Source organism: Pseudomonas sp. D3 (genome assembly GCF_029320995.1).
Classification (GTDB): Bacteria; Pseudomonadota; Gammaproteobacteria; order Pseudomonadales; family Pseudomonadaceae; genus Aquipseudomonas; species Aquipseudomonas paraveronii.
On the sequence record NZ_CP119772.1, the window covers coordinates 5,743,412 to 5,756,312 of the forward strand.

General features: G+C 61.9%; 14 protein-coding genes. 6 read left to right on the plus strand and 8 right to left on the minus strand.

What is annotated here, in order from left to right:
• Positions 1-36 precede the first annotated feature (36 nt).
• Positions 37-933 (minus strand): drug/metabolite exporter YedA, encoded by an 897-nt coding sequence (gene yedA / locus P3S72_RS26540; protein WP_276194988.1) that lies wholly within the window; start codon positions 931-933, stop codon positions 37-39.
• Between the two features lie 160 nt (positions 934-1,093).
• On the opposite strand from yedA, the gene P3S72_RS26545 reads away from it, so the two are divergent.
• On the plus strand, positions 1,094-1,555 hold the full coding sequence (locus P3S72_RS26545; RefSeq protein WP_247405006.1) for an Lrp/AsnC family transcriptional regulator: 462 nt from the start codon (positions 1,094-1,096) through the stop codon (positions 1,553-1,555).
• A 101-nt stretch (positions 1,556-1,656) separates the two neighbouring features.
• On the opposite strand, the gene P3S72_RS26550 is transcribed toward P3S72_RS26545, so the two are convergent.
• Positions 1,657-1,929 (minus strand): acyl carrier protein, encoded by a 273-nt coding sequence (locus P3S72_RS26550; RefSeq protein ID WP_276194989.1) that lies wholly within the window; start codon positions 1,927-1,929, stop codon positions 1,657-1,659.
• A gap of 217 nt (positions 1,930-2,146) precedes the next feature.
• Positions 2,147-2,485, minus strand: a complete 339-nt coding sequence (locus P3S72_RS26555; protein ID WP_276194990.1) for a hypothetical protein — start codon at positions 2,483-2,485, stop codon at positions 2,147-2,149.
• A gap of 499 nt (positions 2,486-2,984) precedes the next feature.
• Between P3S72_RS26555 and P3S72_RS26560 the strand changes: the two genes are divergently transcribed.
• Positions 2,985-3,281 carry a DUF3077 domain-containing protein gene (locus P3S72_RS26560; protein WP_276194991.1) on the plus strand — a complete coding sequence of 99 codons (297 nt, stop codon included), beginning with the start codon at positions 2,985-2,987 and terminating at the stop codon, positions 3,279-3,281.
• A 155-nt stretch (positions 3,282-3,436) separates the two neighbouring features.
• Here P3S72_RS26560 and P3S72_RS26565 read toward each other — a convergent pair whose 3' ends face one another.
• The 3 genes from P3S72_RS26565 to P3S72_RS26575 form a co-directional block, all read right to left on the minus strand.
• On the minus strand, positions 3,437-4,048 hold the full coding sequence (locus P3S72_RS26565; RefSeq protein WP_276194992.1) for a 3'-5' exonuclease: 612 nt from the start codon (positions 4,046-4,048) through the stop codon (positions 3,437-3,439).
• A gap of 46 nt (positions 4,049-4,094) precedes the next feature.
• On the minus strand, positions 4,095-4,571 hold the full coding sequence (locus tag P3S72_RS26570) for an NYN domain-containing protein (RefSeq protein WP_017848308.1): 477 nt from the start codon (positions 4,569-4,571) through the stop codon (positions 4,095-4,097).
• Between the two features lie 129 nt (positions 4,572-4,700).
• Positions 4,701-5,432, minus strand: coding sequence for a DUF2076 domain-containing protein (locus P3S72_RS26575; protein WP_276194993.1), 732 nt, complete (start codon positions 5,430-5,432; stop codon positions 4,701-4,703).
• Positions 5,433-5,612: 180 nt separating this feature from the next.
• Between P3S72_RS26575 and P3S72_RS26580 the strand changes: the two genes are divergently transcribed.
• Positions 5,613-6,272: a YciC family protein gene (locus P3S72_RS26580; RefSeq protein WP_276194994.1), complete on the plus strand. Its 660-nt coding sequence runs from the start codon at positions 5,613-5,615 to the stop codon at positions 6,270-6,272.
• A 40-nt stretch (positions 6,273-6,312) separates the two neighbouring features.
• Positions 6,313-7,401: an endonuclease/exonuclease/phosphatase family protein gene (locus P3S72_RS26585; RefSeq protein WP_276194995.1), complete on the plus strand. Its 1,089-nt coding sequence runs from the start codon at positions 6,313-6,315 to the stop codon at positions 7,399-7,401.
• A 32-nt stretch (positions 7,402-7,433) separates the two neighbouring features.
• Here P3S72_RS26585 and hrpB read toward each other — a convergent pair whose 3' ends face one another.
• The gene (gene hrpB, locus P3S72_RS26590; RefSeq protein WP_276194996.1) at positions 7,434-9,941 is read right to left on the minus strand and encodes an ATP-dependent helicase HrpB; all 2,508 of its coding nucleotides are present in this window, start codon (positions 9,939-9,941) and stop codon (positions 7,434-7,436) included.
• A 139-nt stretch (positions 9,942-10,080) separates the two neighbouring features.
• Between hrpB and P3S72_RS26595 the strand changes: the two genes are divergently transcribed.
• Together P3S72_RS26595 and P3S72_RS26600 are read left to right on the plus strand one after the other, a co-directional pair.
• Positions 10,081-10,500 carry a hypothetical protein gene (locus P3S72_RS26595; RefSeq protein WP_017848313.1) on the plus strand — a complete coding sequence of 140 codons (420 nt, stop codon included), beginning with the start codon at positions 10,081-10,083 and terminating at the stop codon, positions 10,498-10,500.
• 15 nt (positions 10,501-10,515) lie between these two features.
• Positions 10,516-11,409, plus strand: a complete 894-nt coding sequence (locus tag P3S72_RS26600) for a cation diffusion facilitator family transporter (RefSeq protein WP_247408333.1) — start codon at positions 10,516-10,518, stop codon at positions 11,407-11,409.
• Here P3S72_RS26600 and P3S72_RS26605 read toward each other — a convergent pair.
• Positions 11,406-12,494 (minus strand): DUF6515 family protein, encoded by a 1,089-nt coding sequence (locus P3S72_RS26605; protein WP_276194997.1) that lies wholly within the window; start codon positions 12,492-12,494, stop codon positions 11,406-11,408. The two genes, P3S72_RS26600 and P3S72_RS26605, sit on opposite strands and share 4 nt — an antisense overlap.
• Between the last annotated feature and the right edge of the window lie 407 nt (positions 12,495-12,901).

The window sequence follows — 12,901 nt, forward strand, 5'->3', positions numbered from 1 at the left end:
CGCCTAAGGGGGTAAAAAGGCGTTATGCGCGGCAGTTTACCTTATTTTCGGCCCAGGCTTTCGCCACTGGGGCAGGCTGATCAACAGCACGGCGCTGATGATCACCAACATGGCCAACGCCTCCTCGATACCGATGGACTCGCCGACAAACACAATCCCCAACAACACCGCCACTGCCGGGTTGACATACGCATAGCTGGTCGCGGCCGCCGGGCGCACGTGCTTGAGCAAGTACATATAGGCGTTGAAGGCGATGATCGAGCCGAACACCGTCAGGTAGGCCAGCGCCAGCCAGCCTTCCAGCGGCGGCATGGCTTGCAGGCGCTCACCGGACACCGCACTGCCAATCAACAACGCCACACCGGCCACCAGCATTTCCGCTGCACTGGCCATGGCGCCCTGGGGCAGCGATAGTTGCCGGCTCCAGACCGAACCGAATGCCCACGAGGCGGCGGCAAACAACAGCAAAGCCGCGCCCATCGGGCTCGATTGCAGGGTGCTGCCCATGTTGAGCATGGCGATGCCGACAATGCCCAGAATCACCCCGGCCCATTCCAGCCGGGTATTGCGCGCGCCCCAGAAGTAACCACACAGCAAGGTGAACAGCGGCACGGTCGCCACGGCCAGCGCGGCGACCCCGGACGACACGCCCGCATGCTCCGCCAACGTGACACCACCGTTACCGAAGGTGAGCAGCAAAATCCCGATCATCCCGGCAGCCTTCCACTGCGCCCACGTCGGCGCCGGCACCCCGCGCCAGCGCAAAAACGCGTACATCAGCGCACCCGCCGTACAAAACCGAATCCCCGCCAGCAACAGCGGCGGCCAGTACTCCACACCGATCCGGATCACCAGGTAGGTAGATCCCCAAATCACGTACAACGCAAAAAAGGCGGCGATCAACGGTAAGGGAAAGCGACGTGGGCCAGGCATTGGGCAGCTCTGTGGCAAAAAAAGAGAGGCTTATTCTAAAAAGGCAGGCGCATAAACATAAGTTACAAAACCTGTTTAAACCGCCCATACACTTTTCAAAGCATGGTTATGAAGGCTATAAACCATGTTTTCGAAAGCCGCTTAGCGCTGGAGCCTTTTCATGGACAAATACGACCGCATGCTCCTCAGTGCCCTGCTCGAAGACGGCCGCGCCTCCTTCGCGCAACTCGCACGCACGGTCAACCTCTCCGCCCCCGCCGTGGCTGAACGTGTGGCCAAGCTGGAAGCCAGCGGCGTGATCACCGGCTACCAGGCCAAGGTGGACCTGTCCAAAGTGGGTTTGCCGATCCAGTGCGTGATTGAACTGCGCCTGACCAACCATGGCAGCCAGAAGGTGTACGACGCCCTGGCCGAAATCCCCGAACTGACCGAATGCCACCGGGTGACTGGCGACCCGTGCGTCATCATGCAAGCGGCGGTGGGCTCGATGCCGGAGCTGGAGAGTTTGATTAATCGGATAGCGAAGTTCGGGTTCAGCAAGACCTCGATCATTTTATCGAGCGCGATAGAACGGCGGGTGCCGTTGGGGCAGTTGGAGGGGAATGGCAAAAGTGGTGGCTGATCTACCGTCATCGGGGGCAAGCCCCCTCCCACAGTTTGCATGTATTCGCACATCAAAATGTGGGAGGGACGGTGCGACGATTCGACTTGCCCCCGATGGCGTCAGAGGCCGCACTGCTGATTTGAACGCTGAACGATCAAGTCGACAATTTGCTCGAGGGTGGTGATGTGATCCCAATCTGCCTGCGTCGCGCGCAGCTTGAATTGCCACTTGATCTGCATGACGAAGCAAGTCAAATCGTCATCGATGATCTTGAAGTCATGGATGAAATCCGTTTGCTCCGTCACCTGGCTGCGGTCGATGAAGCCGATGATATCGACGAACAGTTGAATGACCTTTTCGCTGATCTCGGCTCGGGTCAGATTACTTTGCATTTCTTGCCTCGTAGGCACACTTACCAATACTGATTAGATCAAAAACAGCCAACCCCGCAGCCACGAAGGGAATGCCTCGCCCGATAATGCCAAATACCCTGACAGTTCCAAATGTTGCTTTCGCCATTCTGGCCACGGTTGGCTGCCTGATCAATGTACGAGGGAAGAAGCGCATTCCGATGAGGCTAGCCAGGTTCGTCGTTTTGCTGGAGCCGACTTAAACCCAAGTGCCCAAGGCAATTTTGCTTATCGGTATGCCCGCCGCACCAATGAGAACCGTTGCAGCCGTCAAGCCGTAGTGTTGCTTTGTACACTTCCAGAGTTCGTCAAAAGTAGTGCTCGGCACCGAGGATTCCGCATGAATGGGCTTGAGTAACTGATAACTGGCGCCATGGGTCCAGCCTGGCGAATTAGGCAAAGCCATGACTGCCGGGCAGCTTGTCATTGTGTTTCCCATATGAAACGCCATGCTTGAAGTTGAGCCGAAATCGATGCCCTTGCTTTCGAGCTCAAACTTGCTTCGCATGATTGCTGTATGAAGATCGCTTTCCTGCATGCCGTAGTCCCTGTACGTAAATGACAGGCGGATAGTAAGTTTCAGCAAAGGGCGATTGGTGGTTGGCGGGAAAAACCAGAAAGGTCCGACGAAGCAGTAGCGCTTAGCCTACTGACGTTTCAGAAGACCGCTAAAAGCCTCCACAAAGAACTGATGTTTTAGTGGCCAGCAAGACCAATCCCTTTCATTTGCGGGACGTTTCCTAGAGAATTCCACGGCCTTGTTTCCGTCGGATCAGGTCGCTAGTCTCGCTCAGTCATCGAATGTTCGGTGGCCGGACGTGCAAGTCCGACGGCAAGTAGAATCCACAAATCAACATACAGCTTATTAATGCCCAGCTTGATGCTTGGCGTTCGCCCATTATGGCGGCTGTGCGTGGGAGGCCTTCGGGCCTGCTGGGTTTCGCTCCTTGCCCCGGTCTTGCACACCTACGTACAGTTGCCACCCCAATTCGCGTGCAAGCGGACGGTTGCAACTTCTTCCTGCAAGGAGTTCCACCATGGTCAAAGTCACCCCCGATCCACCCAACTTCCTCAGCGAAGACGCCCTACTCAACCGCCGCGCCATCGACTACTACCTCAAAGCGTCCGCCCCGGATGGGCCCACCTTCATCCTGAATGACAACCTGAGCCTCGAAGATGCCCTCGCCCATGCGGCGGACTTGCTGCATTGCGCGGTGAAAACTGCGCACTTGCCGGGAGAGGCGATGAACGCGCAGCAACGGGCGGTGATGCATTTGGTGGAAATGGCGAAGGGCGTGGTGGATCGGGCGCTGGAGTGTGTGCAGCCTCGATAGGCACCGCATAACCAATGTGGGAGGGGCGGTGCGACGATTCGACTTGCCCCCGATGGCAGTGTGTCAGCCAGTACATCTAGTGACTGACACTCAGCTATCGGGGGCAAGTCGAATCGTCGCACCGCCCCTCCCACATTTTGAACGGCGTTGTTCTATCAGAACCCGCGATGCTTCTTCAAATGCTCATTGATCTTCGCCGCCGGGACTTTCTGCAACGTGCACAGCAAGTCATGGGACAGCTCGCGCAAGCCATGGGTCCGCCGCAGTTGCTCGGCCAGGTGTGCCGTCAGGTTGGCGGCCATTTCCGCATCCGCCATGGCCCGGTGCGCCTTGCCGGTGTGGGGCAGTTGGGCGAACGAATTAAGGGTGCCGAGTTTATGGTTGGGTGCCGCCGGCATCAGGCGACGGGCCAATAGCAGCGAGCAGGCGAATTTTTGCAGGCGGGTGCGGCGGATCAGGCCCAGTTCGAAGTCCCAGAACTTCTGGTCGAACGCGGCGTTGTGCGCCAACAGCGGTGTGGTGCCGACGAACTCATTGACTTCGTTCATCACCCGCTCTGCCGCTGGCGCGCTACGCAGCATGGCGTTGCTGATGCCGGTGAGCTGTTCGATAAAGCCCGGTACGCGCACACCTGCGTTCATCAGGCTCTGGTAACGGTCCACGATTTGGCCGCGCTCAAGGATGACCACCGCGATTTCCGTGGCCCGGCAGTGGCTGCTCGGGGTGATGCCGGTGGTTTCAAAGTCGATGACCGCTATACGTTCCAAACCTGTTCCAACTCCGTCTAAGCATTTATTTATTGAGCCGCCGCGCTTATTTGAGCAGCAACGCGCCTTCGATCGGCACGTAGCGGCTGGCGGCGCGTATCAATGAGTTGGCCGTCAACCCCGGCACGCCGTAGGCCACGGCTTCGACGCCATGCTTGTGGATGATGCGGTCGAGCAGCATGTCGAAGTCACCGTCGCCGGAAGCCAACACCACTTCGTCAACGTTAGCGGCGGCGTCCATGATGTCGATAGTGATGCCCACGTCCCAGTCGCCCTTGGCCGAGCCGTCGCTGCGCTGGATGTAGGGCTTGAGCTTCACGGTAAAGCCCAGGTTGCGCAGGATCTGCTGGAATTGCTGCTGCTTGCTGTCGCCACGGTCGATGGCATAGGCATACGCCTCGACGATCTGCCCGCGCGAGCTGATGTCAGCCCACAGGGCGGCGTAGTTAAAGTGACAGCCATACGCCTGGCGCACGGTGTAGTAGAGGTTTTGTACATCGGCGAACACTGCAATTTTCTTCACCGCACTTCCCCATGACTGCCGCTTAGACCCCGGACGCGAAGGTCCGCAAAGGTTGCCAGTATGCCAGTCACGGGAAAGTTTCCGGGAAAAATCAGCCCGGGGCGGCAAAGCGCCCCGGGCCTGGGTGCGTCAGACGAAGGAATCGTCGTCGTCGAAGGAAGAGGAATCGCTATCGGCGAAGCTGTCCGAGGCGTTGTCGCTGCCCCAGCTATCATTGCCCGCGAATTTCTGGTCATCGTTGCCCCAGTTGCTGTTGTCACTGGCGGGCGCCGGCTCTTCACGGATGATTTCTTCCACCACTTGCGGCTGTTGCGAGTTGTGGTTGAACAGGCTGCTGATGCCTTCCGCCAGCATCACGCCACCGGCCACACCCGCTGCGGTTTTCAGGGCGCCACCGAGGAAGCCACTGCCAATCGGGGCGGCGGGTTGTTGTGGCTGTTGATAGTTCTGCTGCGGCGCCGGCTGTCCGAAAGACGGCCGCGCCGGTTCACGCCAACCGCCGCCGGAAGAGGCCGGAGCGCTCTGTGCCGGTTGTGCATCACGTGGACCGCCGCCAAAGATGCTCGACAGAAAGCCACCGCTGCTCGGCGCCGGTTGTGCCGCCTGGGACTTGGCCCGCTGCAGTTCATCCTGCAATTGCTGGATCTGTTGCGCCTGTTGCTTGTTCTGCGCGTCGAGACTCTTGAGCGCGTGTTCCTGCACCAGGATCGACTGGGTCATGTAGTACCCGGCCGCCGGTTGGCGCGTCATATGCTCCTTGATCCGCGCTTCGGCCTGTGCGTCGCGGGGGGCTGTGTCCGTTTCGGCTTGTTGCAGCCGTGAAAACAGTCCATCGATCAGGGTTTGCTCTTCGCTGTTCATGGCGACCTCGTTAGATTGCCGGTAGAAATCATGGTCCGGTCTGTGATCAGGCCCGGTCCTTCTAGTTATGGGGGTGTTACCAGTTGTTTCAATGGTCTTTACTCAAGGTTTACGTTTGCTTGCTCACGGCACCTATCGGTTAAAGTGTGCCCCTGCTTTTTTCGGCCTGTGATGACTCTGATGAATCCGTTAGACGTACTGCGCGACTCCTTCCGCTTCACCCGGCACAACCTGGGCGCCATCGTCCAGCTATGCCTGCCGCTGGTGATCCTCGAAGCCCTGCTGCAACAGGTGCTCGACCACACGCTCGGCCCGGACGCATTCCCAGGCTACAGCGTGGTGGTGGGGTTGCTGGTGTATCCGCTGTACACCGGCGCGCTGATCCTGTTTCTCGATGCCCGCACCCGTGGCGAATCGCCGCGCCCCCAGGATGTGTGGGCCATGGCCCTGACCCTGTGGCCGCGCTTCGCCCTGCTGACGGCGATGAGCACGCTGCTGATATTGCTCGGGCTGTCGCTGTATTTCCTACCCGGCCTGTGGCTGATGGTGGTGCTCGCGTTTGCCGAGTACCTGCTGGTGCTGCGCGGTATGCCCGCACTGCAGGCGATGAAGGAAAGTTTACGTCTGACCCGTGGGCATTTCTGGCGAATCCTGGTGTGCATGCTGTGCGTAATGACGCCGCTGTGGCTGCTCAAAGGCGCCAGCGTGGCGGCGTATCCCGAGCCCGCGCCGTTGCTGGGGGTGCTGATCGACAGTGCACACAGCTTCCTGCAGCTGTTTACCAGTGTGGTGCTGTTCCGTTTATTCATGCTGATCGGTGGCGATGCCGACGCGCGGTGATATGCTCGGTGCCACTCCTGACACGCTATAAGCCGAGCCGATGACCCGTTTCTTGCGCATCACCTTGCTGGGCCTGCTGCTTATTGCAGGCCTGCTGACGGCCCTGATCTACAGCCTGACCTGGCGCCCCGCCGACAAGCAAACCCTGCCCGTGAGCTGCATCGCGCCCCGTGCGCCGACCCTGCTGCCCGGGCAGGCGCTCAAGGTGATGACCTGGAACGTGCAGTACCTGGCCGGCAAGAACTACGTGTTCTGGTACGACACCGCCGACGGCAGCGGCCCGGACGACCGCCCCACCGTCGAAGACATGGCCTTCAGCCTCGACGAGGTGGCCCGGGTGATTCGCGACGAACAACCCGACATCCTGCTGTTGCAGGAACTCGACGAAGGCGCCAAGCCGTCCCACTATCAAGACCAGGTAACGCTGCTCCAGGAACGCCTGGCCGACCTCTACCCCTGCAGCGCACAGGCCTTCGACTGGAAAGCCGACTTTATCCCCAACCTGCATATCTTTGGCAGCGTCGGCCGCAAGCTGGTAACCCTCAGTCGCTACCAGATCGAACACGCCGAACGCCTGCAACTGCCCGTGCCGCCCGCCAACTTCATCAGCCGTCAGTTCCAACCCAAACCGGCGTTGCTGCTGACCTACCTACCGCTGAGCGACGGCGGCCAACTGGCGGTACTCAACACCCGTCTGGAGGGCGACGAGCCGGGGCGTAGTGCGGTGCAAGAACAAGTCCAGGCCACAGTGAAACTACTCGACAAATTCGAAGGCCGCGGGACGCCCTGGTTGATCGGCGGGGATTTCAATGTGCTGCCGCTGGGGCAATTCCTGCGCCTGGATGCCGGTAAACGCGGGCAGTATTCGCCAGACAGCGAACTGCATCTGCTGTGGGACAAATACCCGATGATCCCGAGCAACAGCGAATCCAGCGGGATTGATCGTGAGCAGTGGCTGACGCACTTTCCGAATGACCCGAGCCTTGACGGGCCGGATCGCACCGTCGATTACCTGTTCTACAGCTCGCGGATCAAACGGGTGGAGGCGAAGGTGCGGCAGGCGGATACGTTGCGCATTTCCAACCATTTGCCGGTCATCGCACGGTTCCTGCTGCCGGCCGCGCAATAACCGCCCCTCCCACATTTGAATCGCTGTCACGCTTACTTACGCGGTTTGATTCGGGCGGTGGCCTCGGCCACCAACGGGTCATCCGGCCAGTAATGCTTGGGATAGCGCCCCTTCAGATCTTTCTTCACCTCGGCGTAGGTACTGCGCCAGAAGTTCGCCAGATCCTGGGTCACCTGCACCGGCCGTCGCGCCGGGGATAACAGGTGCAGCTTGACGACCTGGCGCCCGCCGGCAATGCGCGGTGTATCTGCCAGGCCGAACAATTCCTGCAGGCGCACCGCCAGAATCGGCGGATGCTCGCTGTAGTCCAACCGCACCGAAGAACCCGACGGCACTTTCAAATGCTGCGGCGCCAGTTCGTCCAGGCGTTGGGGTAGCGGCCAGGGCAACAGGTTGTGCAGGTAGCTGGAAATATCCAGGTTGGCAAAATGGCTGAGGCGCGAGACCTTGCCCAGGTAGGGCATCAGCCAGTGTTCCAGGCTGGCGAGTAAGGCGCTGTCGCTGACGTCGGGCCATTCGCTGGTTTTGCCGGTATCGAGCTGGCGCAGTAGCCTCACGCGGGCCTGCCATTGGCGCAGTTCCGGGGTCCAGGGCAACAGCTCCAGGCCTTTGCGCCGGACCAGGTTGACCAGCGCCTGGCTGCGCGCGTTTTCGTCGAGGCCGCTGAGGGGTTCGCGGCTGAGCACCAGTTCGCCGACTTTGCGTTGGCGTTCGGCGCGCAGCACGCCTTCGCGTTCGTCCCAATCCAATTGATCGACGTTGCGCACTTGTTCGGCGAGCACCGTGTCGAACAGCGTCGGATCAAAATCCGCCGCCAGGTAGATGCGTTCTTCGCGCTGGCCCTGGCGGCTGCCCAGGTCGGCAATCACCAGCCAGGCTTGCTTCATCAGGCTGTCAGCCTCGGCGAAGACTGCGGCGCGGCCATTGGCCAGGCGGTATTCGGCGCCGCCGGGTCGGCGTTGTTGGGCGACGCGGTCGGGATAGGCCAACGCCAACAAGGCGCCAAGCCAGCGCGGGTGCTCGGGGTCGGCCACCGGCTGGGTCGCCCGGCCGCGCAAATAGCCACGGTATTGCCGCGCCAACTGCTTGGCGCGCTGCACACCGCCCTGGGTGCCCCGCGCGCGCTCTTCGCCAGACAGCAGGGCCAGGCGAGAGTGCAAATCCGCCCCGCCCCCGCGCAGGATATCGCGCTCGCCCAGCAGCGCCGCGACATCACACGCGGTGGCCGCAAGCCCCAAATCCTGCCCGCGCAACAGCAGATGGGCGATCCGCGGATGGGCCGGTAGCTCGGCCATCTTCTGGCCGTGGGCGGTCAGTTTGTTGTCATTCAAGGCGCCAAGACGTTGCAGCAGGTCCTGGGCCTGGGCATACGCGGCAGCGGGCGGCATGTCGAGCCACACCAACTGTGCGGGCGTCACGCCCCAACGCGCCAGTTGCAAGGCCAGCCCGGCGAGGTCGGCCGCGAGGATTTCCGCGCTGCCATAGGCGGCCAGGCCTTCGTGCTGGTCCTCGGACCACAGGCGATAGCACACGCCCGGCTCCAGGCGCCCGGCCCGACCGGCACGCTGGGTAGCACTGGCGCGGGAGATGCGCTGGGTGTCGAGGCGAGTCATGCCGCTGCCGGGGTCGAAACGCGGCACGCGTGCCAGCCCGGCGTCGATCACCACACGCACGCCATTGATGGTCAGGCTGGTCTCGGCGATGTTGGTGGCCAGCACCACTTTGCGCTTGCCGGCGGGCGCCGGGTCGATGGCGGCACGCTGGGCGTTCAGGTCGAGCTCGCCATGCAGCGGGCAGAGCAGTACATCGGCGCGATCACCCAGAGCGTCCGCCAGTTGCTGGTTGACCCGGCGGATCTCCGCCTGGCCGGGCAGGAACACCAGCACGCTGCCGGTTTCGTCCTGCAGCGCGTCGAGGATGGTCTGCACCAGGCGCGGCTCGATAAACTCACCGACCTGGTACGGCCGCCCCCAGCGCATCTGCACCGGGAACATGCGCCCTTCGCTGCGCAGGATCGGCGCGTCATCCAACAGCGCGGCCAGGCGCTCGCCTTCGAGGGTGGCGGACATCAGCAGGATTTTCAGCGGCTGCTCGTCGCGAAACAGGTCGCGGCCATTCAGGCTCAGGGCCAGCGCCAGATCGGCGTCGAGGCTGCGTTCGTGGAACTCGTCGAAGATCAGCAGGCCCACGCCGTCCAGCGCCGGGTCGTCCTGCAGGCGGCGGGTGAGGATGCCTTCGGTGACCACTTCGATGCGCGTGTTGGGGCCGACTTTACTGTCGAGGCGGATGCGATAACCGACGGTTTCACCGACTTTCTCCCCCAGCTCGCTGGCCAGGCGCTCGGCGGCGGCGCGCGCGGCCAGGCGTCGCGGTTCCAGCATCAGGATGGTCTGCCCGGCCAGCCAAGGCTCATTCAACAAGGCTAACGGTACGCGGGTGGTTTTACCGGCGCCGGGCGGCGCTTCCAGCACGGCTTCATGGCGATTCGCCAAGGCGTCACGCAAGGCGGGTAAAACATCATCGATCGGCAACGAATTCATACTGGCTCCAAAGCAGAGCGGCGAGTATAACGGCGAACTGCTGAAGGCCGGTGGTGGTCTCACAAGCACCTCACCGGATCATCGTCGCCTGGCGGATCTGGCTTATAGTCACCTTTCAACCCTGTTCAGGAGTTTTCTCATGCGTATCGCTTCCCGTGTCATCGGCGGTGTCCTCGCCGTCACGCTGCTGAGCCAACTGACCGCTTGCGGTTCGATTTTCTACCCTGACCGCCGCGGCCAGATCGACGGCAAGATCGACCCAACGATTGCCGTGCTCGATGCCGTCGGCCTGCTGTTCTACGTGATCCCCGGCCTGATCGCCTTCGGCGTCGACTTCGCCACCGGCGCGATCTACTTCGAACCGGGCAAGACCGCACAAGTCGCCCCGGAGAAACTGCAGCAAGCCATCGGCGCCGACGGCAAGGTCGACACGGCCAAGCTGCAGACCATCATCCAGCAGGAAACCGGCCGCACCTTGCCGCTGGACGACCCGCGCATGATCCAGTTCAAGGGCAGCGTGCAACAACTGGCCGCCCTCGGTTTGCAACCGTCCGCCTAAGGATCTGACCCGCTTATGAGCACCAGTCCCGAACACGCCCGGCTCTTGCGCCTGGCCACCCGCGCTTCGGTTGGCGTGGCCTCTGTGCTGATTGTGACCAAGGCGATCGCCTGGTGGCTCAGTGGCTCGGTGAGCATGCTCGCCGGGTTGACCGACTCACTGCTCGATGGCGTCACCTCACTGCTCAATCTGCTGGCGGTGCATTACGCCCTGCGCCCGGCCGATGACGATCACCGTTACGGGCATGGCAAAGCGGAGTCGCTGGCCGGTATGGCGCAGGCGTTGTTTATCGCTGGCAGTGCGGTGCTGATTGCGTTGCAGGCATTCGAACGGATCAAGCATCCCGAGCCCGTGGGGGCGCCGTGGCTGAGCATTGGGGTGATTATTTTGTCCCTGGCGCTGACCGTGGCCCTGCTGTTCCTGCAACACCACGTGGTGCGGGAAACCGGCTCAAGCGCCGTGCGCGCCGACTCGCTGCACTACCGCTCGGACTTGCTGCTCAATGGCAGTATTTTGATTGCGCTGGTCTTGGCCGGTTTCGGCTTCCATCAGATCGACGCCTGGTTTGGCCTGGGTATCGCGGCCTACATTCTGTGGAGCGCGATCCAGATCGCCCGGGAAAGTTTTGCCGTGTTGATGGACGAAGAACTGCCGCCAGACGTCAGCCAGCACATGCTGGAATTGGCCCGTGGCATACCCGGCGTGCTGGGCGCCCACGACTTGCGCACGCGGATCTCCGGCAACCACTGGTTTGTGCAGTTGCACCTGGAATTGCCGGGGGAGTTGACGCTGTCTGTTGCCCACGGCATCAGCGACCAGGCCGCCGATGCCATTCACGCTGCCTACCCACGGGCCGAAGTGCTGGTACACGCCGACCCGTTGGACGTGGTGAGCGGCGCCCAGGCCTAGTACTGCACCTGGTAGCCGCGACTGCTCAGGCAGTTGCCCTGGGCCTGGCGGTAGGTTTGCACCACTGCCGGGGCCGGGGCGTAGGTGACCGCTTGCGGGTCAAAGCCACTTTGCTGCACAGCCCAGCGATAACAGTCATAACCGTCCTGCTGCACCTGCGCCGGTGACTGGCCATTGGCGGGATAGGCCACCACGTCATAGCCGTTGCCCTGGGGCGCCGGCTGCGGTGCCGGTACTGCGGTCGGCGGCTCCACCACCACGTACTGCTGGGAACTGCTTTCGTAGGTGTAATAGGCACCCGCCGCGAGGAAGAACAGCGCGCTGCCCACCCACACTTCCCGCGCGTAATCCGGCAGGTAATGCACGCGGATGCCATACGGCGGCGCCACCACTACATAGCGCGGGCCTTGCGGGCGATACCAGTAGCCGCCGGAGAAGAAATAATCCTGACCACGGTAAGGCACACGGTAATTGCGCTCGGGAAAACGATCCACCATATAGCCCGGGCGATACTGCGGGCCTGGGCCCCAGCCGTTGCCGTGCCCATCGGGGCGACCTGGCCAGCGATTATCACCGGGACGCTCATTGTGGTAGCCGCCGCCGTTGTTGCCTGGGCGTGAACCGGGGCCGCCAGCCTCCCAATGTTGATTGCCGTCGTTGCGGCGCGGGATGTCGCGGTAGTCACCCTGACGCGGCTCCTGGGTCTGGCGCACAGTATCGGGGCGACCTTGGATCGGCAGGCTGTTCGACGGTTGTGGCTGCGGCGCCGGGCGGCCCGGCTCATTGCCCTGGGGCCGGCCTTGCCCCTGACCGCCACCGTTCGGGCCGCCGCGATCAAAATGCGGGTTCTCCGGGCGCGGTTGATTGTTCTCAGGCCGTGACGGCGCGGTCTGCGGGCGCGGCTGATTATTCTCGGGCCGCCCGCCACCTTCAGGGCCGCGTTCATGCTGCCCGCCGCCGCCCTGCGGCCGCTGCCCCTGGCTCTGGCCCTGACCGGGTGAATTATCACGTTCGTCGGCCGTTACCTGCGCGCTGACGCTGACCACCAGCAAACCAACACCTGCCATTCGCCAGATGCGCTTCATGCTCTTCCTCACTGCGGTTTAGGGCTTATCAATGAGACTGGAAAAGCCTCGCCCGGTTCTGGCACAGGTTATCAGTCACGAGAAGAATTTTCTTAAGGCAAAAAGAAAGGGGCGACCCGTCGGCCACCCCTTGAGAACTTCGTCCGGGCTCAACGCTTATGACGTTGGCTCACCTCACGCCGTCTTGTGGACAGTGTGCAGCCTGGAGGCCGGCTCAACCCTGCTGGGGTGGCGGCCGCAGCAGGCCTGATTGGGCGAGCTGCTGTGGACTATGTCCAGGCGGTGATTCTGTTGGTAATCATAGGCGCAGCGCCCCGACAGATGATTGCGAAGATTGCGTCAATAAACAGTGCTTGCGCAATTTTTAACCCTTAAGGGATAATTCACCGCAATAGTTACGACAAAGG